This window comes from Pseudomonas sp. B12(2026) (assembly GCF_057767015.1).
Genome location: NZ_CM173430.1, coordinates 353,417 through 375,677, shown reverse-complemented (window position 1 = coordinate 375,677; position 22,261 = coordinate 353,417). Strand labels below are relative to the sequence as shown.

General features: G+C 68.7%; 19 protein-coding genes, 1 other RNA gene and 1 pseudogene. 10 read left to right on the top strand and 11 right to left on the bottom strand.

The genetic code is table 11. The annotated features are described in order from the left end of the window. Positions 1 to 2 precede the first annotated feature (2 nt). The 5 genes from AC3B6A_RS01765 to AC3B6A_RS01745 all read left to right on the top strand — a co-directional run bounded on the left by AC3B6A_RS01765 (position 3) and on the right by AC3B6A_RS01745 (position 6,167). Entirely contained in the window at positions 3 to 1,586 is a 1,584-nt protein-coding gene (locus tag AC3B6A_RS01765; protein WP_488400619.1) for a GMC family oxidoreductase, read from the top strand. Between the two features lie 2 nt (positions 1,587 to 1,588). Further along, positions 1,589 to 2,869, top strand: coding sequence for a cytochrome c (locus AC3B6A_RS01760; RefSeq protein WP_488400617.1), 1,281 nt, complete (start codon positions 1,589 to 1,591; stop codon positions 2,867 to 2,869). A gap of 128 nt (positions 2,870 to 2,997) precedes the next feature. After that, positions 2,998 to 5,343: a tetratricopeptide repeat protein gene (locus AC3B6A_RS01755; RefSeq protein WP_488400616.1), complete on the top strand. Its 2,346-nt coding sequence runs from the start codon at positions 2,998 to 3,000 to the stop codon at positions 5,341 to 5,343. Between the two features lie 72 nt (positions 5,344 to 5,415). Further along, on the top strand, positions 5,416 to 5,733 hold the full coding sequence (locus AC3B6A_RS01750; RefSeq protein ID WP_488400615.1) for a DUF2388 domain-containing protein: 318 nt from the start codon (positions 5,416 to 5,418) through the stop codon (positions 5,731 to 5,733). Between the two features lie 113 nt (positions 5,734 to 5,846). Further along, positions 5,847 to 6,167 (top strand): DUF2388 domain-containing protein, encoded by a 321-nt coding sequence (locus AC3B6A_RS01745; protein ID WP_488400614.1) that lies wholly within the window; start codon positions 5,847 to 5,849, stop codon positions 6,165 to 6,167. Between the two features lie 732 nt (positions 6,168 to 6,899). Here the strand turns inward: AC3B6A_RS01745 and AC3B6A_RS01740 are convergent. From AC3B6A_RS01740 to AC3B6A_RS01720, 5 genes and pseudogenes are all read right to left on the bottom strand, one after another. Beyond that, a pseudogene (locus AC3B6A_RS01740) lies at positions 6,900 to 8,032 on the bottom strand (IS3 family transposase). Positions 8,033 to 8,237: 205 nt separating this feature from the next. Then, a complete protein-coding gene (gene gcvP, locus AC3B6A_RS01735) occupies positions 8,238 to 11,114 on the bottom strand; it encodes an aminomethyl-transferring glycine dehydrogenase (protein WP_488400613.1) in 2,877 nt (958 codons plus the stop codon). An 83-nt stretch (positions 11,115 to 11,197) separates the two neighbouring features. Then, positions 11,198 to 11,587, bottom strand: a complete 390-nt coding sequence (gcvH, locus tag AC3B6A_RS01730; protein WP_488400611.1) for a glycine cleavage system protein GcvH — start codon at positions 11,585 to 11,587, stop codon at positions 11,198 to 11,200. A gap of 66 nt (positions 11,588 to 11,653) precedes the next feature. Further along, positions 11,654 to 12,736 (bottom strand): glycine cleavage system aminomethyltransferase GcvT, encoded by a 1,083-nt coding sequence (gene gcvT / locus AC3B6A_RS01725; protein ID WP_488400610.1) that lies wholly within the window; start codon positions 12,734 to 12,736, stop codon positions 11,654 to 11,656. A 112-nt stretch (positions 12,737 to 12,848) separates the two neighbouring features. Continuing rightward, on the bottom strand, positions 12,849 to 14,468 hold the full coding sequence (locus AC3B6A_RS01720; RefSeq protein ID WP_488400608.1) for an ABC transporter permease: 1,620 nt from the start codon (positions 14,466 to 14,468) through the stop codon (positions 12,849 to 12,851). A gap of 175 nt (positions 14,469 to 14,643) precedes the next feature. Between AC3B6A_RS01720 and AC3B6A_RS01715 the strand changes: the two genes are divergently transcribed. After that, positions 14,644 to 14,982 carry a hypothetical protein gene (locus tag AC3B6A_RS01715; RefSeq protein WP_488400607.1) on the top strand — a complete coding sequence of 113 codons (339 nt, stop codon included), beginning with the start codon at positions 14,644 to 14,646 and terminating at the stop codon, positions 14,980 to 14,982. Positions 14,983 to 14,997: 15 nt separating this feature from the next. On the opposite strand, the gene AC3B6A_RS01710 is transcribed toward AC3B6A_RS01715, so the two are convergent. The 5 genes from AC3B6A_RS01710 to AC3B6A_RS01690 form a co-directional block, all read right to left on the bottom strand. Beyond that, positions 14,998 to 15,999: an extracellular solute-binding protein gene (locus AC3B6A_RS01710; protein WP_488400606.1), complete on the bottom strand. Its 1,002-nt coding sequence runs from the start codon at positions 15,997 to 15,999 to the stop codon at positions 14,998 to 15,000. A 214-nt stretch (positions 16,000 to 16,213) separates the two neighbouring features. Then, complete coding sequence (locus tag AC3B6A_RS01705) at positions 16,214 to 17,431, bottom strand: 2-octaprenyl-3-methyl-6-methoxy-1,4-benzoquinol hydroxylase (RefSeq protein WP_488400605.1); 1,218 nt, start codon at positions 17,429 to 17,431, stop codon at positions 16,214 to 16,216. Positions 17,432 to 17,456: 25 nt separating this feature from the next. After that, positions 17,457 to 18,641 (bottom strand): 2-octaprenyl-6-methoxyphenyl hydroxylase, encoded by a 1,185-nt coding sequence (gene ubiH, locus AC3B6A_RS01700; protein WP_488400604.1) that lies wholly within the window; start codon positions 18,639 to 18,641, stop codon positions 17,457 to 17,459. 1 nt (position 18,642) lies between these two features. Continuing rightward, positions 18,643 to 19,977, bottom strand: coding sequence for a Xaa-Pro aminopeptidase (pepP, locus tag AC3B6A_RS01695; protein ID WP_488400603.1), 1,335 nt, complete (start codon positions 19,975 to 19,977; stop codon positions 18,643 to 18,645). 9 nt (positions 19,978 to 19,986) lie between these two features. Next, a complete protein-coding gene (locus tag AC3B6A_RS01690; RefSeq protein ID WP_488400602.1) occupies positions 19,987 to 20,541 on the bottom strand; it encodes a UPF0149 family protein in 555 nt (184 codons plus the stop codon). 185 nt (positions 20,542 to 20,726) lie between these two features. On the opposite strand from AC3B6A_RS01690, the gene AC3B6A_RS01685 reads away from it, so the two are divergent. From AC3B6A_RS01685 to AC3B6A_RS01670, 4 genes are all read left to right on the top strand, one after another. Next, entirely contained in the window at positions 20,727 to 20,936 is a 210-nt protein-coding gene (locus tag AC3B6A_RS01685; protein WP_207885741.1) for a TIGR02449 family protein, read from the top strand. Then, on the top strand, positions 20,933 to 21,262 hold the full coding sequence (locus AC3B6A_RS01680; RefSeq protein ID WP_488400601.1) for a cell division protein ZapA: 330 nt from the start codon (positions 20,933 to 20,935) through the stop codon (positions 21,260 to 21,262). Before AC3B6A_RS01685 ends, AC3B6A_RS01680 begins: the two co-directional genes overlap by 4 nt. 32 nt (positions 21,263 to 21,294) lie before the next feature. Beyond that, positions 21,295 to 21,473: non-coding RNA, 6S RNA (gene ssrS, locus AC3B6A_RS01675), on the top strand. 9 nt (positions 21,474 to 21,482) lie between these two features. Then, complete coding sequence (locus tag AC3B6A_RS01670) at positions 21,483 to 22,112, top strand: 5-formyltetrahydrofolate cyclo-ligase (RefSeq protein WP_488400600.1); 630 nt, start codon at positions 21,483 to 21,485, stop codon at positions 22,110 to 22,112. A 13-nt stretch (positions 22,113 to 22,125) separates the two neighbouring features. Here AC3B6A_RS01670 and AC3B6A_RS01665 read toward each other — a convergent pair whose 3' ends face one another. Further along, positions 22,126 to 22,260 (bottom strand): hypothetical protein, encoded by a 135-nt coding sequence (locus AC3B6A_RS01665; RefSeq protein ID WP_128082560.1) that lies wholly within the window; start codon positions 22,258 to 22,260, stop codon positions 22,126 to 22,128. Position 22,261: the final 1 nt, after the last annotated feature.

Here is a 22,261-nt window from a genome sequence, read left to right as displayed (position 1 = left end):
CCATGGCCGAGACACAACGCGCGGATTTCGTGGTGGTCGGCTCCGGCGTCGCCGGGGCGCTGGTGGCCCATCAGCTGGCGCTGGCCGGCAAGGATGTGCTGATCCTCGAAGCCGGACCGCGCATGGCGCGCTGGGAGATCGTCGAACGCTTCCGCAACCAGCCGGACAAGTCCGACTTCCAGGCGCCCTACCCCGCAAGCCCGCACGCGCCGCACCCGCAGTTCCACCCGGACAACCACTACCTGATCCAGAAGGGCACGCATCCCTACGACGTGCAGTACCTGCGCGTGGTCGGCGGCACCACCTGGCACTGGGCAGCCTCCGCCTGGCGCTTCCTGCCCAACGACTTCAGGCTGCTCAGCCTCTACGGCGTGGGCCGCGACTGGCCCATCGACTACGCCGAGCTCGAACCCTGGTACCAGCGCGCCGAGGAGGAGCTGGGCGTCTGGGGCCCGGGCGACGAGGAACTCGATTCCCCGCGCAGCCAGCCCTACCCCATGCCGCCCCTGCCGCTGTCGTGGAACGAGCAGCGCATCAAGACCCTGCTCAACGCCAACGGCTACCGCGTGGTCACCGAACCGGTGGCGCGCAACAGCCGCCCCTACGACGAACGGCCGACCTGCTGCGGCAACAACAACTGCATGCCGATCTGCCCGATCGGCGCCATGTACAACGGCATCGTCCACGTCGAGAAGGCCGAAGGCGCCGGCGCCCGGCTGGTGGAGAACGCCGTGGTGTTCCGGCTGGAGAAAGGCGACGGCGGCAAGATCAGCGCCGCGCTGTACAAGGACCCGCAGGGCAACGAGCACCGGGTCGAGGGCGGGACCTTCATCCTCGCCGCCAACGGCATCGAGACGCCCAAGCTGATGCTGATGTCCGGGGTCGGCAACAGCTCGGACATGGTCGGCCGCAACCTGATGGACCACCCCGGCACCGCCGTGCAGTTCTACGCCAGCGAGAAACTCTGGCCGGGCCGCGGGCCGCAGGAGATGACCTCGATGGTGGGCTTCCGCGACGGCGCGTTCCGCAGCGACTACGCGTCGAAGAAGATCCACCTGTCGAACCTCTCGCGCACCGACCAGGTGGCCGCCGAGCTGATCCGCAAGGGCCCGCTGCTGCTGGGCCGCGAGCTGGAGGCGCAGATCCGCGACCGCGCCGCGCGCTTCGTGCGCTTCGACAGCTTCCACGAAATCCTCCCGCACCCGGAGAACCGCATCGTCCCCAGCGCCAGCGAGCGCGACGCGGTGGGCATCCCCAAGCCGGAATTCACCTACGCGATGGACGACTACGTGCTCAGGAGCGCGGCGCACACCCGCGAGGTCTACACCCACGCGGCGAAGCTGCTGGGCGGCAGCGAAGTGGTGTTCGAGGACACCTTCGCCAACAACAACCACATCACCGGCACCACCCTGATGGGCGCCGACCCGAAGGACTCGGTGGTGGACGGCCAGTGCCGCAGCCACGACCACCCCAACCTGTTCATCGCCGGCAGCGCCGTGATGCCCACCGTCGGCTCGGTGAACTGCACCCTGACCATCGCCGCCCTGGCCCTGCGCCTGGCCGACCAGCTGAAGCGGGAGGCCTGAAGATGAAACGCCTGACCCTTCTCGTCCTGCTCGCCGCGCCGCTCTCGGCCCTCGCCGCCAAGGCGCTGGACCCGGCGCCGCAGGAACTGCTGCAGCGCGGCGAATACCTGGCCCGCGCCGGCGACTGCGCGGCCTGCCATACCGCGCCGGGCGGCAAGCCCTTCGCCGGCGGCCTGCCGCTGGCCACGCCGCTGGGCGCGGTGTACTCCACCAACATCACCCCCGACCCGAAGACCGGCATCGGCAGCTACAGCTACGAGGACTTCGCCCGCGCCCTGCGCGAAGGCGTGGCCAAGGGCGGCACCCGCCTCTACCCGGCGATGCCCTACACCGCCTACGCGAAGATCGACGACGACGACATGAAGGCGCTCTACGCCTGGTTCCTCAACGGCGGCGTGCAGGCCGAGGCGCAGCCCAACCGGGACTCGGACATCGCTTGGCCGCTGGACGCGCGCTGGCCCCTGGCGATCTGGAACCTGCTGTTCCACGACGACGCGGTCTACCAGCCCAACCCGAAGCAGAGCGCCGCCTGGAACCGCGGCGCCTACCTGGTCCAGGGTCTCGGCCACTGCGGCACCTGCCACACCCCGCGCGGCTTCGCCTTCCAGGAAAAGGCCCTGGACGAGCGCAGCACCGGCTTCCTCGCCGGCGCCGCGCTGGGCGGCTGGTACGCCTTCAACATCACCCCGGATACCCACAGCGGCATCGGCGGCTGGAGCGACGCGGAGATCGTCCAGTACCTCAGGAGCGGCCGCGCGCCGGGCAAGGCCCAGGCCGCCGGCCCCATGGGCGAGGCGGTCGAGCACAGCTTCCAGTACCTCACCGAGGCCGACCTGCAGGCCATCGCCAGCTACCTGCGCAGCGTCCCGGCGGTCAGCGACGGCGAGCGCAAGGCGCGCTTCCAGTGGGGCAAGCCGGCCGAGGACGTGATCGCCCTGCGCGGCCAGGACTTCGCCGGGCAGAAAGCCGACGACGGTGCCCGCCTCTACCTGGGCAACTGCGCCAGCTGCCATTCCTGGACCGGCGACGGGGTGAAGGACGGCTACTACCCGATGCTGACGAAGAACAGCGCGGTCGGCGCCCTGCAGCCGGACAACCTGGTGCAGGTGGTGCTCGGCGGCGTGCGGCGCAAGGTCGGCGACGAGGAGGTGTTCATGCCCGGCTTCGCCGGAACGCTCAACGACGAGCAGATCGCCGCCCTGGTCAACTACCTCACCGCGCAGTTCGGCAACCCGGAGGTGAAGGTCGACAGCGCGCGGGTCGCCGAGATTCGCCAGCCCTGACCGACAAGTCCCGCTCTCTCGCCGGGCGGGACGGGACTCGCCGGCACGCGGCTTGTCGTTGACAGCCCGGCGCCCCTCGCTGAAGCTGCGGCGGTTCCTGGAGCCGTCAGACGAACAACGGAAGTCGCATGTCCCAGCCGAAAACACCTGTTCCCCGCTCGTCGTCGCGCCCTCGCCGTGGCTGGCTGGCGGCTGGCGCCGGGGTTCTTCTGGCGGTGCTCGCCGGCCTCTGGTGGTGGGGGCAGCAGGACAGCGCCAGCCTCCCCGCGCCGCCTTCGGCGAAGCCCACGGCCATACCCGCAGCCGCTCCCACGCTGGTCGATGAACAGCAATGCCAGGGCTGCCACCAGGCGCAGACCCGGGACTGGCAGCGCTCCCATCACCAACAGGCGATGAAGCCGGCCAGCCCGGGCAACATGCTCGGTGACTTCGCCGACGTCACCTTCACGGGCGAGGTCGAGAGCACACGCTTCTTCCGCAAGGGCGACGAATACTGGGTCAACACCCCCGGCGCCGACGGCAAGCCGGCGGACTTCAGGGTGGCCTACACCTTCGGCTTCGAGCCTTTGCAGCAATACCTTCTGGAGTACCCGGGCGGCCGCCTGCTGGCCCTCGGCGTCGCCTGGGATAGCCGCAAGAACCGCTGGTTCCAGCTGATGCCCGGACAGCGCGTCGACTTCAAGGATGAGTTGCACTGGACCCGTCCCGCGCAGAACGCCAACTTCATGTGCATCGAGTGCCATACCACCGGCTTCAAGCGCAACTACGACGCCCAAACCGACAGCTTCGCCAGCCACTGGAACAGCCTCGGCGTCGGCTGCCAGGCCTGCCACGGGCCGGCGTCGAAGCACCTGGAATGGGCGCAGAATCCGGACCGCAGCGCAGGCAAGGGCTTCGAGGCGCCGCTCACGAACGCCAGCCAGAGCACCGTGGTGGAAACCTGCGCGCGCTGCCACGCCCGCCGCGCGCCGCTGGGCGACGGCTACCAGAACACGCACCGCTTCATGGACGACTACCTGCCCAGCACCCTGACCCGCGAGCTCTACGAGATCGACGGCAAGATCAAGGACGAAGTCTTCGAGTGGGGCTCCTTCACCCAGAGCAAGATGTTCGCCAAGGGCGTGCAGTGCACCGACTGCCACAACCCGCACAGCGGCGAGCTGGCGGCGCCGGGCAATGGCGTCTGCCTGCAATGCCACAACACCGCCGGCAAGCCGCTGCGCCCGCAGATCGACGGCAAGGGCCTTAAGGCGAAGAACTACGACTCGCCCGAACACCATCACCACGAGCCCGGCAGCCCCGGCGCGCAGTGCACGGCCTGCCACATGCCGGGCCGCTACTACATGGTCAACGACTACCGCCACGACCACGGCTTCAGCCTGCCCGACCCCGCGCACGCCCGGCGCATCGGCGCGCCCGACGCCTGCCGGGCCTGCCACAAGGACACCCCGGCCAAGCAGATCGCCGCGCAGTTCCGCCAGTGGTACGCCAGCGAACAGCCGGCCAGGCCGAACGCCTCCGGCAATCCCACGCCGCGCTACGACGACACCCTGTGGAAAGCCCGTGGCGGCAGGCCCGGCGCCTCCCGCGCGCTGCACCTGCTGCTGGCCTCGCCCGAGCTGCCGGCGATCCGCCGCGCCACGCTGCTCGCCGAACTGCCCGACTACCCCAGCCCGCGCTCGCTGGAGCTGGTGGTGCTGGGCCTGAAGGACAGCGACCCGCTGGTGCGCAACGCCGCCATCGACGCCCTCGCGCCGCTGGCCGGACCCCGGCAACAGGCGCAGTGGCTGGCGCCGCTGCTGACCGATCCGATCCGCGCCGTGCGCATCGCCGCCGCCTGGCAGCTGGCGCAGCTGCCGCCGCAGGCGCGCCCCGGCCTGGACGCGGCGCTGGACCAAGGGCTGCGCGAGTACGAGGCCGTACAGAAGAGCCTGGCCGAACGCGCCGAGGCCAACCTCAACCTCGCCATGCTCTACCAGCGCAGCGGCCGGGAGGCGCAGATGGAGCCCGCGCTGCGGGCGGCCATCGCACGCAACCCGGACTTCCTGCCGGCCAGCGTGACGCTGATCCAGTGGCTGGAAGCCAACGGCCGCCCGGCCGAGGCCCGCCAGTTGCTCGACGACGCCCTGCGCCAGCATCCGGCCGCCGGCCTGCTGCACCACGTCAACGGCCTCGCCCTGGTACGCCAGGGCGAGCGCGCGGCGGCGCTCAAGGAACTGCGCGAAGCGGTGCGGCTGGCCCCGGACGACGACCAGTTCCGCTACGTGCTGGCCATCGCCCTGCACGACGGCGGCGAAGCCGACGCCGCCGCCCACGAGCTGGAAGCGCTGCTGCAACGCCACCCGGCCAACCGCGCGGCGCGGCTGACGCTGATCGACTACCTGCGCGAAACCGGGCAGATGCAGAAGGTGCAGATGCTGCTGGCGGAGCTGGAGCAGCAGAACCCGGACGATCCGACGCTCAAGCGCGAGTGAATCTTCCGACGGCGGACGGGAACTCGGGCGGCGCCGAACGCTCTGACAGACGCATTCAACCAAGGAGTTACCATGCGTCGCCGCTGCATCCCCGCCGTCATCGCCCTCACCCTGCTCCCGCTGGCCTCCGCCATGGCCGAAGACAACGACTTCTGGCGCACGGTCCTGACCTCCGGCGCCACCACCGCCTCGACCTACCTGACCAGCCGCGACGACCACAAACTGGTCGGCCCGGCCCAGGACGACGCCGCCAGCTTCATCGCCACCGACGGCGCCATTCGCGGGCCCTACCTGGAAGCCGCGCTGCTGCAGATGCGCAGCGGCAACCCGGCACTGGCCAAGGCCAGCGACGCCGACCTGGCCAGCGCCATCCTCGCCGGCCAACCCTGACCGCGACGGCGCGCGCGGCCTGCAACGCCGCGCACGCCGCCCGGCGCAAAGGCGGAACTCCCCGCCAGCCCCCTGCATCTCACCTGTACACGGACCCTCCGGAGGTGATTCTGATGCACACCGCCAAACTGGCCACCGTTCTCGGCCTGCTCGCCCTGCCCGTCGCCCCGGCCATGGCCGACGACTTCCTGCGTGACATCATTTCATCCGGCGCGACCACCGCGTCGCTCTACCTGACCTTCCGCCACGACGACAAACTGATCGCCGCCGCCCAGGACGACGCCAGCGCCTACGTCGCCAGCGATGGCACGATCCGCGGCCCCTACCTGGAATCCGCACTGAACCGCCTGCGCAGCGACAACCCCGCCCTGCGCGCGCACAGCGACATGGAACTGGCCAACGCCATCTTGACCGACGATGCACCTGCCCAGTGAACCCCTCCGGCGCGGCCCCTGGCGCTCGGTGCGGGCCGTGCGCAACTGGCCGGTCAGGCACGGGTATCGAGTCGTTCCCTGCAACCTGCGTCACTGCCTCACGCTGACCGTCGCGCTGTAGGAGCCATCGCCTTCGGTAGCCGTAGGATGGCGTGGAGCGAAGCGATACCCATCACGGGGGATAACCCCAAGCGACGATCTGCGCCGAGATGCTCTTCGTAGGAGCGGACCTTGTCCGCGATCGGCCCCGCTCAAGAGCTTCGCGGACAAGGTCCGCTCCTACACGAGCAAATCCCAAGCGCGCTGTGGCTTTGGGCTTCGGGCTCTGGCTCTTGAAGACTTCCAGAGAAACCTCCGCGCGCACCGGAGCGCCCCTTCAGGAGGCCGAGTGGAATCGGAGTTTCAGGGGTTGAGCGGCATGGATGCCGCGAGAGCGTTGTCGGGCCAGGGATGGCCCGTCAACGCGGGCCCCTGAAACTCCGATGGAGCGAGGGAATTTTTCGCCTAAGCGAAAAACCGGATGCAGGGGCACAGACCTTTGCCTCCTTTGGGTCGTTTGCCAAAGGAGGTCGCCCGAGGGGGCGAAACAAAAAGTCCCCGCACACGCCGAAGCGACGCAAAAACACCCAACCCAAACGAAAAGCATCGCGGACGGAGTCCTACGAGGGTCCAGCTTTCCTGTAGGAGCGGACTTGTAGTGGTCCGGTTTTTCTAGACACCGCTATAGGAGCATCAAGCCGCCCGCGCCTCGAACACGGCTGGCGGCAACTGCTTCGTTGTCGAATGAAGACGCTGATGGTTGTAGTAGGTGGCGACGAATCGTGTCACATCGGCTTTGGCTTCGTGCTGGTCTCGATAGCGCCGCTCGCCTATCCACTCACGCTTCAAGCTGGCAAAGACTCGCTCCACCACTGCATTGTCCCAGCAATTGCCGCGCCGACTCATGCTCTGCACGATCTGCAAACGTCGCAGCATGTCCACAAAGCGCTCGCTGCTGTACTGGCACCCCTGATCGGAGTGGAACATCAGGCCGTTGTCCGGGTGTCGCATCGACACGGCGAGCTCCAGGGCCTGGATCACCAAATCCGTATCAGCCACGGACGAGAATGCCCAGCCCACGATTCGCCGGGCATACAGATCGACCACGATAGCCAGGTACAGCCAGCCACGCGCCGTACGCAGATAGGTGATGTCGCCGGCCCAGACCTGATTCGGGGCTGCCGGCTGGAATTGGCGATTGAGGTGGTTGGGGGCCGCCGCTGCCGGCTTGGTGTGCCGCCGATAGTGCTGATTGCGCCGTCGAGCCACCGCCAGGCCAGCCTGACGCATTAGGCGGCGAGCCCGTTGCCGACCCACCGCATGCCCCTGCTGACGCAAGGCCGCCGACATCCGGCGTGAGCCATAGGTGTGCCGGCTGCTTTCATGCAGGTCCGTGACGGCCGAGAGTAGCGGGCTGGGTGGTTTCGGGCGCTTATGACGCGCCGCGTAGTAACTGCTGCGCGCCAGTCCAAGCAGGCGACAGCAGCGCGTGACGCTCATGGCCCCCTTCACTCGGTCGATCATTTGCCAGCTCGCAGCATTTCCCGAACGAAGAAGGCCGTGGATTTTTTTAGCGTGTCACGCTCTTCCTGCGCCTCTGCCAGTGCGCGCTGCACCTGCGCCAACTGGCTCTCCAGTGCACGGATGCGCTGGGCATCATCGATGACCGAACCCGGTTGCTCAGCCCGCCATTGCGAGACCCAACGCCGCAACGCCGTCGGTCCCACCCCCATGGCCTGTGCTGCCTGCGGCACCGAGTAGCCCTGCGCTACCACCAGTTGCACTGCTTCGCGCTTGAGCGCGTCCGATAGTTTTCTATGACCCATGTAAATCACCTCAATAGTCGCGTTAGTTAACTCGCTCCTATCTCGGTGTCCAGAATTTCCGGACCACTACAACTCCGTCCGCGATTGATGTCAGTGCCCACACCCGAATAACGGCAGAGTGCAGTTCGCGAGCAAGCTCGCTCCTACGAAAAGCCCGCCATGAAAAAGCCGCCCGGAGGCGGCTCTTTCATTCACCGGTCGCGCATCACTCGCGGTAGTCATCCACCGGCACGCAGGCGCAGAACAGGTTGCGGTCGCCGTAGACGTTGTCCACACGGTTCACCGCCGGCCAGTACTTGAAGGCGCGGGTGTGCTCGGTCGGGGTCACCGCCTCGGCGATCTCGTACGGGCGCTGCCACACGCCGATCACGTCCGCCAGGGTATGCGGCGCGCGCTTGAGCGGGTTGTCCTCGGCCGGCCACTCGCCCGACTCGACCTTGGCGATCTCCGCGCGGATCGACAGCATCGCCTCGATGAAGCGGTCCAGCTCGTGCTTGGACTCGCTCTCGGTGGGCTCCACCATCAGCGTGCCGGGCACCGGGAAGGACATGGTCGGCGCGTGGAAGCCGTAGTCCATCAGGCGCTTGGCCACGTCTTCCTCGCTGATCCCGGTCTGCGCCTTGAGCGGGCGCAGGTCGAGGATGCATTCGTGGGCGACGCGCTCGTTGCGGCCGCGGTAGAGCACCGGGAAGGCGCCGTCGAGCTGGCTGGCCACGTAGTTGGCGTTGAGGATCGCCACCTCGGTGGCCTCGGCCAGCTGCGGGCCCATCATGGCGATGTACATCCAGCTGATCGGCAGGATGCTCGCGCTGCCCCAGGGCGCGGCGCTCACCGCGCCGTTGAGCGGGTTCGGGCCTTCGATGCGGACCACCGGGTGGTTGGCGACGAAGGGCGCGAGGTGCGCCTTCACGCCGATCGGCCCCATGCCCGGGCCGCCGCCGCCGTGGGGGATGCAGAAGGTCTTGTGCAGGTTCATGTGCGACACGTCGGCGCCGATGTCCGCCGGGCGCGCCAGGCCGACCTGGGCATTGAGGTTGGCGCCGTCCATGTACACCTGGCCGCCGTGGCCGTGGATGATCTCGCAGATCTCGCGGATGCCTTCCTCGTACACGCCGTGGGTCGAGGGGTAGGTGATCATCAGGCAGGACAGCTGCGCGCCGGCTTCCTCGGCCTTGCGCTTGAGGTCCTCGAGGTCCACGTTGCCGCCCTTGTCGCACTCGACGATGACCACGCGCATGCTCGCCATGACCGCCGAGGCCGGGTTGGTGCCGTGGGCCGAGGACGGGATCAGGCAGATGTCGCGGTGCGCGTCGCCACGGCTCTGGTGGTACCTGCGGATCGCCAGCAGGCCCGCGTACTCGCCCTGGGCGCCGGAGTTGGGCTGCATGCAGATGGCGTCGAAGCCGGTGATCGCGCAGAGCCAGCGCTCCAGCTCGTCGATCATCAGCCGGTAGCCCTCGGCCTGCTCGCGCGGCACGAAGGGGTGCAGGTTGGTGAATTCCGGCCAGGTGATCGGGATCATCTCGCTGGTGGCGTTGAGCTTCATGGTGCAGGAGCCCAGCGGGATCATCGCCTGGTTCAGCGCCAGGTCCTTGCCCTCGAGCTGGCGCAGGTAGCGCAGCATCTCGGTTTCGCTGTGGTGGCGGTTGAACACCGGGTGGGTCAGGTAGGCGCTGCTGCGCTGCAGGCTGGCGGGGATGCCGTCGGCGACCGCATTGGCGTCCAGGCGCTCGACCTCCAGGCCGTGGCCCGCGCCCAGGACGATGTCGAACAGGCTGGCGACGGTCTGCGCGCTGCTGGTTTCGTCGAGGCTGATGCCCAGGCGGTCCTCGCCGACGATGCGCAGGTTGACGCGGGCGGCGCGGGCGCGCTCGACGACGGCCTGCTGGCCGGCGCCGACCGCCAGGGTCAGGGTGTCGAAGAAGTGCTGGTTGACGCGCTTCACGCCCCGGGCTTCCAGGCCGGCGGCCAGGAGCGCGGTCAGGCGGTGCACGCGCTGGGCGATGCGCTTCAGGCCCTGCGGGCCGTGGTAGACGGCGTACAGGCTGGCGATGTTGGCCAGCAGCACCTGCGAGGTGCAGACGTTGGAGTTGGCCTTCTCGCGGCGGATGTGCTGCTCGCGGGTCTGCAGCGCCATGCGCAGCGCGGTGTTGCCGCGGGCGTCCTTGGACACGCCGATGATCCGCCCCGGCATGGCGCGCTTGTATTCGTCGCGGCAGGCGAAGAAGGCCGCGTGCGGACCGCCGTAGCCCATCGGCACGCCGAAGCGCTGGGCGCTGCCGAGCACCACGTCGGCGCCCAGCTCGCCCGGCGGGGTGAGCAGCAGCAGGGCGAGCAGGTCGCTGGCGACGCAGGCGATGGCCTGCTGGGCGTGCAGGGTGTCGATCAGGCCGCGCAGGTCGCGGACTTCGCCACGGGTGTCGGGGTATTGCAGCAGCGCGCCGAAGACCTGGTGCTTGCCGAGGTTCTCCACCTCGTCGATCACCAGCTCGAAGCCGAAGGCATCGGCGCGGGTCTGCACCACGGAGATGGTCTGCGGATGGCACTGGGCGTCGACGAAGAACAGGTTGCTCCTGGCCTTGGCCACGCGCTTGGCCAGGGCCATGGCCTCGGCGGCGGCGGTGGCCTCGTCGAGCAGCGAGGCGCTGGCGAGGTCGAGGCCGGTGAGGTCGATGGTCATCTGCTGGAAGTTCAGCAGGGATTCCAGGCGGCCTTGGGCGATCTCCGGCTGGTAGGGCGTGTAGGCGGTGTACCAGCCCGGGTTCTCCAGCACGTTGCGCAGGATCACCGTGGGGGTCAGGGTGCCGTAGTAGCCGGTGCCGATCAGGCTGGTCCACAGCTGGTTCTGTTGCGCGTAGCCCTTCAGCCGGTCCAGCGCGCCCTGCTCGTCGAGGGCGGGCGGCAGGTCCAGCAGCCGGTTCAGGCGGATGGCCGGCGGCACCGTCTGCACGATCAGGTCATCGCGGCTGCTCAGCCCCAGGGCGTCGAGCATGGCCCGCTGCTCGGCGGCATCGGGGCCCAGGTGGCGGGCGAGGAAGGCATCGGACTGGTGCAGCTGGGAAAGCGAAGGGCTGTTCGACATGGCTCGGTCTCGGTCGGTCTCGAAGGTCGTTCCCTGAAAAGAACAGGCCCCGACGAATCGAGGCCTGTGTGCACAGCGGTGTCTTACGCTTCGGCGTCGCAGGAAGCGCGGTAGCCGGCGGCGTCGAGCAGCTTGTCCAGCTCGGCCGGGTCGCTCGGCTTGAGCTTGAAGAACCAGGAGCCGTACGGATCGTTGTTCACTTCTTCGGGCGTGTCGGCCAGCACCTCGTTGATGGCGACGACTTCGCCGCCCACCGGGGCGTAGATGTCCGAGGCGGCCTTCACCGACTCGACCACACCGGCTTCCTGGCCGGCGGCCAGGGTCTTGCCCAGTTCCGGCAGTTCGACGAAGACCACATCGCCCAGGGCTTCCTGGGCATGGTCGGAGATGCCCACGGTCACGGTACCGTCGGCTTCCAGGCGCGCCCACTCATGGCTGGCGGCGTAACGCAGGTCGGCGGGGATATTGCTCATATTGTTTTTCCTCGAGGACTGGGCGACGGGCGGCGGTGCCGTCCTATTCAAGTTAGATCATGCAATTTAGATCAGAGCCTTGCCATGGCGCACGAAATTCGGCTGAACGACGCGAACCGGGTACCACTTGCCGCGGATTTCCACCTCGGCGCGGTCGCCGGTGGCGGCCGGCACGCGGGCCAGGGCGATGGACTTGCCCAGCGTCGGGGAGAAGCTGCCGCTGGTGATCTCGCCTTCGCCGACGCCGGCGACACGCACCACCTGGTGGGCGCGCAGCACGCCGCGCTCCTCCAGCACCAGGCCGACCAGCTTGGGCTGATCGCCCGAGGTCTTCTGCGCCTCCAGGGCCTGGCGGCCGATGAAGTCGCGCGCGGCCGGTTCCCAGGCGATGGTCCAGGCCATGTTGGCCGCCAGCGGGGAGACGTCTTCGTTCATGTCCTGGCCGTACAGGTTCATCCCGGCTTCCAGGCGCAGGGTGTCGCGCGCGCCCAGGCCCGCCGGGGCGATGCCGGCGCCGACCAGTTCGTTGAGGAACGCCGGCGCCTCGGCGGCCGGCAGCATGATCTCCAGGCCATCCTCGCCGGTGTAGCCGGTGCGGGCGATGAACCAGTCACCGTCGGCCTTGCCCTGGAAGGGTTTGAGTTCGCGGATCAGCGCGGCGCGCGCGGGGCTCACCAGCTCGGCGGTCTTCTCGCGGGCGTTCGGGCCCTGCACCGCCAGCATCGCCAGGTCCGGACGCTCGGTCAGGGTGAGCTCGAAGCCTTCGGTATGGGCCTGCATCCAGGCCATGTCCTTGTCGCGGGTGGAGGCGTTGACCACCACGCGGTAGCCGTACACGCCGAGGTAGACGATCAGGTCGTCGACCACCCCGCCGCGCTCGTTGAGCATGCCGCTGTACAGCGCCTTGCCCGGGGTCTGCAATCGTTCGACATCGTTGGCCAGGAGTCGCTGCAGGTATTCCTTCGCCTGCGGACCGGTGACGTCGACCACGGTCATGTGGGAAACGTCGAACACGCCGCAATCGCGGCGAACCTGGTGGTGCTCCTCGACTTGCGAACCGTAGTGCAACGGCATGTCCCAACCGCCGAAATCGACGATCTTGGCGCCGAGGGCGACGTGCAAATCATAGAGCGGCGTGCGCTGTCCCATGGGTGGTCTCCTTCCGGGCGAGGCGGGTGCGGAGCGCGAGAACGGCCCGCACGAAACGGCCGCATTGTAGTCGCATGACCGGCCCGTGGACAGTCGGTCCGACAGTCGAATCTCAGCGACTGCTGCGACCGGCCGTCCGCGCCGAGCGACGGATCAGGCCGATGACCGGGAACAGCCCCACCAGCACCAGCGTCAGCGCCGGCAGCGCGGCGCGCGACCACTCGCCCTCGCTGGTCATTTCGAAGACCCGCACGGCCAGGGTGTCCCAGCCGAAGGGACGCATCAGCAGGGTGGCCGGCATCTCCTTGAGCACGTCGACGAACACCAGCAGCGCGGCGCTCAGCGTTCCCGGCAGCAGCAGCGGCAGATAGACCCGCAGGAACAGCCCCGCGCCGCCCACCCCGAGGCAGCGCGACGCCTCCGGCAGCGACGGACGGATGCGTGCCAGCGCGCCCTCCAGCGGGCCGTAGGCCACCGCCATGAAGCGGACCAGATAGGCCACCAGCAGCGCGCCGAGGCTGCCCAGCAGCAGCGGCTTGCCGGCGCCGCCGAGGGCCGCGGAGAGGGGGATCACCGCATGATTGTCCAGCCAGCTGAAGGCCAGCATGATCGCCACCGCCAGCACCGAGCCGGGCAGCGCGTAGCCGAGATTGGCCAGGCCGACCGCCGAGCGCACCGCCGGCGTCGGCGTCAGGCGCCGGGCGAAGGCCAGCAGCAGCGCCACCGCCACCGTCAGCAGCGCGGCCAGGCCGCCCAGGTAGAGGCTGTGCAGGATCAGCCCGGCGTAACGCTCGTCCAGATCGAAACGGCCCTTCTGCCAGACCCAGGCCAGCAGCTGCAGCACGGGAATCACGAAGGCGCAGGCGAACACCAGCAGGCACCAGGCAGTGGCGGCGAACGCCTTGAGGCCATGCAGGCGATACAGCGCGGCCCCCCGCGGCCGCTCGCTGGACGCACCGCTGCGGCCGCGGCTGTAGCGCTCGCCCAGCAGCACCAGCATCACGAACAGCAGCAGCAGGCTGGCCAGCTGGGTGGCGCTGGACAGGCTGTAGAAGCCGTACCAGGTCTTGTACACGGCGGTGGTGAAGGTATCGAAGTTGAACACCGAGACGGTGCCGAAATCCGCCAGGGTCTCCATGATCGCCAGGGCAAGGCCGGCGCCGATGGCCGGCCGCGCCATCGGCAGGGCGACGCGCCAGAACGCCGCCCAGGGCGACAGCCCGAGCACCCGCGCCGCTTCGGTCAGGCCGCGCCCCTGGGCGAGGAAGGCGGTGCGCGCCAGCAGGTAGACGTAGGGGTAGAACACCAGCACCAGGACGACGATCACCCCGCCGGTGGAACGCACCCGCGGCAGCCTCAGGCCGGCGCCGAACCACTCGCGCAGCAGCGTCTGCACCGGTCCGGCGAAATCCAGCAGGCCGACGAAGACGAACGCCAGCACGTAGGCCGGCACGGCGAAGGGCAGCATCAGCGCCCAGTCCAGCCAGCGCCGCCCGGGGAACTCGCAGAGGCTGGTGAGCCAGGCCAGGCTGACGCCCAGCACGCTCACCCCGACGCCGACGCCGCCGACCAGCACCAGCGTGTTGCCCAGCAGGCGCGGCATCTGGGTCTGCCACAGGTGCGCCCAGATTTCCCGGTCGATCTGCGCCCAGCTCAGCAGCAGCACGCTGATCGGCAGCAACACCAGGGCGGCGACGGTGAAGGTGATGGGGTACCAGCGGTTGACGCGCATGCGGCGGCTTATCCAGAAACGTCAGTAGGCAGGTGTGTCGGACTCATGCGGATGACGCCCGGAACGCTCCGCCAGCGAGCTCGAAATCGAGCGGTCCGCGGGCGGCAGGGATATTGCGCCGGGCAGAGCGGTCGAATCGGCCACTTTGCCATTCCCCTCACTCAGGAAAAAGCCCATGTTGCCCCTCCGCCGCCTCCCGATCGTGCTGCTCGCCCCGCTGTGCGGGCCGGCATTCGGCGACCAACCCACCGCCACCGAAGCCTGCCTCAGGCTCGCCGACCGCTCCCTGGCCGGCAACCCGCAGCAGGAGCGGCGCTGGCAGGAGGTCTGGGTCGATGCCGGGGCGACCCGCGAGGAAGCCTATGACGGCGAGATCGAGGGCCAGCGCGCCACAAGACGCCTGCAGCTGCAGCTACGCCGTGGCGATTCGCCGGATGGGCGGCTCACCTGCTTCCTGGACGGCAACAACCAGGCCATTTCGGCGAAGTTCCACGCAAGATCCGACGCCCCTTGAGGCGTCGGCTCGCCATCAGTTCCAGCCGACGCGGTCCATCAGCTTGATCGCCTCGGCCTGGCGCTTGCCGGCGACTTCCACCGGGATGCTGTCGGCCTTGAACGTGCCCCAGGCCACCACTTCCGGCGACGACGCCACCTTCGGGTTGGCCGGGAATTCCTGGTTGAGGCTGGCGAACAGCGCCTGGGCGTCCGGGCCGGTCATCCACTCCACCAGCTTCTTGGCGGCTTCCGGGTGCGGCGCGTACTTGGTCAGGCCGATGCCCGACAGGTTGACGTGCACGCCGCGGTCGCCCTGGTTCGCCCAGAACAGCTTCACCGGCAGGTTCGGCTTCTGCTGGTGCAGGCGGCCGTAGTAGTAGGTGTTGACGATGCCGACGTCGCACTGGCCGGCGGCGATGGCCTCAAGCAGCGCGGTGTCGTCGGGGAACACGTCGGTGGCCAGGTTGTTCACCCAGCCCTTGAGGATCGCCTCGGTCTTCTGCTCGCCGTGGGTCTCGATCAGGGTGGCGGTGAGCGACTGGTTGTAGACCTTCTTCGCCGTGCGCAGGCACAGGCGGCCTTCCCACTGCTTGTCGGCCAGGGCCTCGTAGGTGCTCAGCTCGGCCGGCTTCACCCGCTCGGTGGAGTAGACGATGGTGCGCGCGCGCAGCGACAGGCCGGTCCAGCTGTCGGTGCTGGAGCGGTACTGCGGCGGGATGTTGGCGTCCAGCACCGGCGAGTCGAAGGGCTGCAGGATGCCCATCTGCTCGGCCTGCCAGAGGTTGCCGGCGTCGACGGTGAGCAGCAGGTCGGCCGGGGTGTTGGCGCCCTCGGCCTTGATCCGCGCCATCAGCGGCGCTTCCTTGTCGGTGATGAACTTGACCGGCACCCCGGTGGCCTTGGTGTAGGCGTCGAACACCGGCTTGATCAGCTCGTCGATGCGCGAGGAATAGACCACCACTTCGTCGGCGGCCTGGGCGGTGCCAGCGACGGCGGCCAGCAGGAGGGTGGCGAGAAGACCTTGGCGCATGAGCATGGGCGTGTCCTTTGCGGGGAAGAAATTTCGCAAATGATAAGGAACCGCATTTGATACTGGGTTGCGCAGATGTGTCGAGGTGTTTCGGAAAGGTGCGGTGTGGGGTCGCAGGCCGTCAGGGGCCAGAGCGCCCCCGGCCGCACGCCCCGCCCGGAGGGAAAGGGCGCCGTTCGGAGTGTGCGGTTATCGCGGGGTCGGCGGCAGGCCGCCGAGATCAGACCCGCGCCAAGGTCGGCAGATCGCCGGAAAGCCCCAGCGCCTGGCGCACGAACATCCCCTTGGCCTCGTGGTGCTTGTCCACCAGCCGCAGCCCGGCGTTGCGCAGCCAGCGCACCGCCAGCGGATCGGCCTGGAACAGGCGCTGGAAGCCTTCCATCGCCGCCATCATCGCCAGGTTGTGCGGCATCCGGCGGCGCTCGAAGCGGCTCAGCACGCGCTCCTCGGCGATGTTCTCGCCGCGCTCGTAGGCATGCAGGATCACCTCGGCGAGCACCGCGGCGTCGAGGAAGCCGAGGTTGACGCCCTGCCCGGCCAGCGGGTGGATGGTGTGCGCGGCGTCGCCGATCAGCGCCAGCCCCGGTTCCACGTAGCGCTTGGCGTGGCGCTGGCGCAGCGGGATGCACAGGCGGCGGTCGGCGTGCTCGATGGCGCCCAGGCGGTGCTCGAAGGCCCGCCCCAGGGCGGCGCGGAAGCCGTCGTCGTCCAGCGCCATGATGCGTTCGGCCTGCTCCGGGGTGGTCGACCAGACGATCGAGCACCAGTGCGCATCGCCCACCTTCGCCAGCGGCAGGAAGGCCAGCGGGCCGTCGTCGGTGAAGCGCTGCCAGGCGGTGGCCAGGTGCGGCTTCTCGCAGCGCACGCTGGTGACGATGGCGTGGTGCAGGTAATCCCATTCGCGGGTGGCGCAGCCGGCCAGGCGGCGCACGGCGGAGTTGGCGCCGTCGGCGGCGATCACCAGCGGCGTACGGATTTCCCGGCCGTCGGCCAGCGTCAGCAGCCAGTCGTCGCCGGAGTGGCGCAGCTGCTCCAGGCGCGCGTTGGGCAGCAGGCCGAGGGCGGAGTCGTGCAGGCGCTCCAGCAGGGCATCCTGCACCACGCGGTTCTCGACGATATGGCCGAGCACCTCGGCGTGCACGCTGGCGGCGCTGAAGTGGATCTGCCCGGTGCCGGAACCGTCCCACACCTGCATCTCGCGGTAGGGCTCGGCGCGCCGCGCGGCGATGCCGTCCCAGGCGTGCAGGCGCTGGAGGATGCGCCGGCTGGCCTCGGACAGGGCGCTGACGCGCGGCTCGAAGGGCGCCTCGCGGTCGAACGGTTTGACGCTCAGCGGCGAGCCGTCCAGCAGCAGGATGTCCAGGCCGCTGCCTTCCAGGGCCAGGGCCAGCGCGCTGCCGACCATGCCTGCCCCGACTATTACCAGATCCGCGTGCATCGAATTTCCTTCTGACTGGGGGCTGTCACACCGGGCGGGCGCCCAGGCCCATGGCCTGGCGGGCGAACCAGCGCTTGGCCGGCGGCAGCAGGTCGAGGCCGAGCAGGCCCAGGTTGCGGCCGGTGGCGAGCAGCGGCTGGGCGTTGGAGAACAGGCGGGTGACGCGGTCGGAGAAGCCGACGGTCATCTGCTGGTCCAGGCGCTGGCCGTCCAGGTAGCGCTGCAGCACGGCGAAATCGCCCGGCGCGGCCTCTTCCTGCAGCAGCCGGTCGCCCAGGGCCTGGGCGTCGCGCAGCGACAGGTTGAAGCCCTGCCCGGCGATCGGGTGCAGGCTGTGGGCGGCGTTGCCCAGTACCACCAGATGCGGGCGAATCTGTTCCTCGGCCTCGATCAGGTTCAGCGGGTAGCCGTAGCGCACGCCGACCTGGCGGAAGGCGCCGAGGCGATAGCCGAAGGCGTCCTGCAACTGGGCGAGGAAGGCCGCGTCGGGCAGTTCGCGCAGGCGCTCGGCGTCGCGGCCGTTGCGGGTCCAGACCAGCGCGCAGCGGTTCTCCGGCAGCGGCAGCAGGGCCAGCGGGCCGTTCTCGGTGAAGCGTTCGAAGGCCTGTCCGCGATGGGCTTCGGACGGGCTGATGTTGGCGATCAGCGCGGTCTGCCCGTAGGACGAGGAGCGCACGTTGATGCCCAGTTGTTCGCGCAGGCCGGAGCGGCCGCCGTCGGCCAGCACGGCGAGGTCGCAGTCCAGCTGCGTGTCGTCGTCCAGGGTCAGGCGGTAGCCGTCGCCGAGGGCTTCCATCCGCCGCACTTCGGCGGGGCAGCGCCAGCTCACCACCTCCGGGTCCAGCGCGTGCCACAGGCACTGGCCGAGCCAGGCGTTCTCCACCACGTAGCCCAGCGCCGGGACGCCCTCCTCCACCGCCGTCAGGCGCGCGGAGCCGAAGCGGCCGCGGTCGGAGACGTGGATCTGGGTGATCGGCTCGGCGCGCTGGGCGATCCGCTGCCAGAGCCCCAGGCGTTCGTAGATCTGCCGGCTGCCGAAGGACAGCGCGGACGAGCGCGCGTCGTAGCTGGGCTGGTAGGCATCGCCGGGGGCGAACGGCTCGACCAGCACGATCCGCCAGCCGCGCTCGCGGGCGCCGGCCTGGAGGATCAGCGCCAGGCTCGCGCCGACCAGGCCGCCACCGATGATGGCCAGTTGCGTGCGTTGCATGTCAGGCGGCCTGGGACTTGGCTTGCGCCATCAGCGCCTCGATCTCGGCAACGGTCTTGGGCACGCCGTTGGTGAGGATTTCGCAGCCGGTCCTGGTCACCACCACGTCGTCCTCGATGCGCACGCCGATGCCGCGCCACTTCTTCGGCACGTCGGTGTTGTCCGGGGCGATGTAGATGCCCGGTTCGACGGTCATCGACATGCCGACTTCGAGCACGCGCCATTCGCCGCCGACCTTGTATTCGCCGACGTCGTGCACGTCCATGCCCAGCCAGTGGCCGGCGCGGTGCATGTAGAAGGCCTTGTAGGCTTCGCCGGCGATCAGCTCGTCGACGTCGCCGCTGAGCAGGCCGAGCTTCACCAGGCCGGCGGTGATCACCCGCACGGTGGCCTCGTGGGCTTCGTTCCAGTGGCGGCCGGGGGCGATGTAGTCGAAGGCGGCGACGTTGGCTTCCAGCACCAGTTCGTAGATGGCCTTCTGCTCGGGGCTGAAGGTGCCATTGGCGGGGAAGGTGCGGGTGATGTCGCTGGCGTAGCAGTCGATCTCGCAGCCGGCGTCGATCAGGATCAGGTCGCCGTCCTTGATCGTCGCGTCGTTCTCCCGGTAGTGCAGGATGCAGGCGTTGCGGCCGCTGGCGACGATGGAGCCGTAGGCCGGCATCTTCGCCCCGCCCTTGCGGAAGGCGTAGTCGAGCTCGGCTTCGAGGTGGTATTCGCTGAGCCCCGGACGGCAGATCTGCATCGCGCGCACGTGGGCGCCGGCGGAGACCTCGGCGGCATAGCGCATCACCTTCACCTCGCCCGCGCTCTTGTACAGGCGCAGGTCGTGCAGCAGGTGGTCGAGGGCGACGAACTCGTTCGGCGGCTGTGCGCCCTGGCGGGCCTTGGAGCGGATCACGTTGATCCAGTCCATCAGCCGGCGGTCGAACTCCTGGTTGGCGCCCAGCGCATAGTAGACGCGGTCGCGGCCTTCGATCAGGCCGGGGAGGATGTCGTCGATGTCGCCGATGGGGAAGGCGTCGTCGGCGCCGAAGTCCTTGATCGCGCCGTCCTGGCCGGCGCGCAGGCCGTCCCAGAGCTCACGCTGCGGATCGCGCTCGCGGCAGAACAGCACGTACTCGCCGTGCTCGCGGCCGGGGATCAGCGCCATCACCGCTTCCGGCTCGGGGAAGCCGGTGAGGTACTGGAAGTCGCTGTCCTGGCGGTAGACGTGCTCGACGTCGCGGTTGCGGATGTACATCGGCGCCGCCGGGAGAATGGCGATGCTGTTGGGTTCCATCTGCTCCATCAGCGCCTTGCGGCGACGGGCGTATTCCGACTTGGCGATACGGATCATGCAGCGACCTCAATGCAGGGAGGGTTTCTCGGCCGGTGCCGGCACCTTGCCGAACTCGGAGAACAGCAGCAGCGGGGCGACGCGCAGGTATTCCTGCACTTCCATGTAGTCGGCCTCGCCGTCTTCGGAATCTTCCAGCGCGCCCTGGACCTGGGCGATGGCGGCGATGTCCTGCAGCACTTCGTCGGCCTCGTCGGACAGGCTGGGGGAGCGCAGCGCCAGGCCGAAGCCGGCGAGGAAGCCCTGGCACCACTGGCCGAGGGCCACGGCGCGCTCGGTCAGCGGCGCGTCGTCGTTGGGCAGCATCAGCACCACGGCCATCTCGCCGGCGCTGAAGTCCTGCTGGACCATGCCCAGCAGGCCGCCCAGGGCCGCGCTCAGGCGCTCGCCCGGCTCACCGCCGAGCAGTTCGCCGGCGGCCTGCAGCCACTCGCCCTGGTCGAAGCCGGAACCGGCGCAGACGCGGCCGAGCAGGTGGCCGTGCAGTTCGGCGGGGGAAATCGGCAGGGCAGCCTCGGCGAGCAGGGCGGCGAAGGCGGTATAGGCGGAACTTGACGTGGACATGATAGAACCCGGGGCGTGGCAGCTAGGCGCCATCGGGCGCCGCGCATAGAATGTGGTCCCGTATCCTAGCACCGCCGCCCCGTGCAAGACCATGTAACGGGGCGCTGCGTTGACCCGCCCCCTGGGCGGTCCTATATAGTTCCCGATCACTCCCATTCCTCGAGTAACGAGCCAAGCGAGAGCCCATGGAAGACGCCGACCTGCACGCGCTGATCGCCAAGTTCGACCAGCTGCTCCAGCGCCTGGAGCAGCTCAAGGCCGAGAACCGGCTGCTGCGGGCGAACGAGAAAAGCTGGCGGGAAGAACGCGCCCATCTGATCGAGAAGAACGAATTGGCGCGGCAGAAGGTCGAAGCGATGATTTTGCGACTCAAAGCCTTGGAGCAGGACTCATGAGCCAGTCGAATACCCTCAATGTTCAAATCCTCGACAAGGAGTACTGCATCGCCTGCCCTCCCGAGGAGCGCGTCAACCTGGAAAGCGCCGCGCGCTATCTGGACAGCAAGATGCGCGAGATTCGTTCCAGCGGCAAAGTCATCGGCGCCGACCGCGTGGCGGTGATGGCCGCGCTGAACATCACCCACGACCTGCTGCACAAGCAGCAGCGCCTGGACCAGGACACCAGTTCCACCCGCGAGCGCGTGCGCGAACTGCTCGAACGCGTGGACCGCGCGCTGACCACCGATTCCCTTACCACCGATCAGGGGCAGGGTGAAGTCTGACCCTGGAAATTTCCTTGGGGTATAATCCGCCCTGTTCCCTGGTGTGTTGGCCAGTCGGTGATGTCCCTGAGCCGATAATTGCAACAACGGAGGTTGCCAGTTGGGCTGGTGTGCATGTCCGCACGACGGAAAGCCTTAAAGCCTGCTGCAACCGCCACCTTGAACTCTCGGGTTCAAGGGCTAACCCGACAGCGGCATGTCCGGGGAGCTTTACCCTTCCATGATCCATTCCGACGGTCTCTCCCGTCCGGCCCTGCGCCGTCAGTTGCGCGAAGCCCGACGCGCCCTCACCCCGCTCCAGCAACGCCTCGCGGCCCAGGCCCTGTATCGCCAGTTGGCGCAGCACCCGCTGTTTCGCCGCGCGCGGCACATCGCCCTGTACCTGCCGGCGGACGGCGAGATCGACCCGCGGCCGCTGATGAAGGCGGCGCAGAAACGCGGCAAGGCGACTTACCTGCCGGTGCTGTCGGACTGGCCGAAAACCCACATGACCTTCCAGCGCGTCGGCGTTGGCGAGCGCTGGACGCGCAACCGCTTCGGCATCGCCGAGCCCGTGCGCGACCACGGCCAGCGACGCCCGGCCTGGGCGCTGGACCTGCTGCTGTTGCCGCTGGTGGGGTTCGACCCGCAGGGTGGACGCCTGGGGATGGGCAAGGGCTTCTACGACCGCACCCTGGCCTACCTGGGCATGCGCAAAAATTGGCACACACCGACGCTATTGGGCCTGGCGCACGAGTGTCAGAAGGTCGATAAGCTGGAACTGGCCAGTTGGGACGTGCCGCTGGCGGGCACGGTGACGGACGCCGGCTGGTATGGCCGGATCGCTTCGGCATCGCGTTCCCTGCGATAGCCGTCGCGACGAATCAAGGCTGCTGGGTGACCTGCACAGGGGCGTTGCCCTGACGCTGTTCCCAGAGACTCTGGGTGTAACCGGTGGTGACGACCCCCAGGCCGAACAGGATTACCAGAACCCACAAAAGATCAGGCTTGCGTTTCATT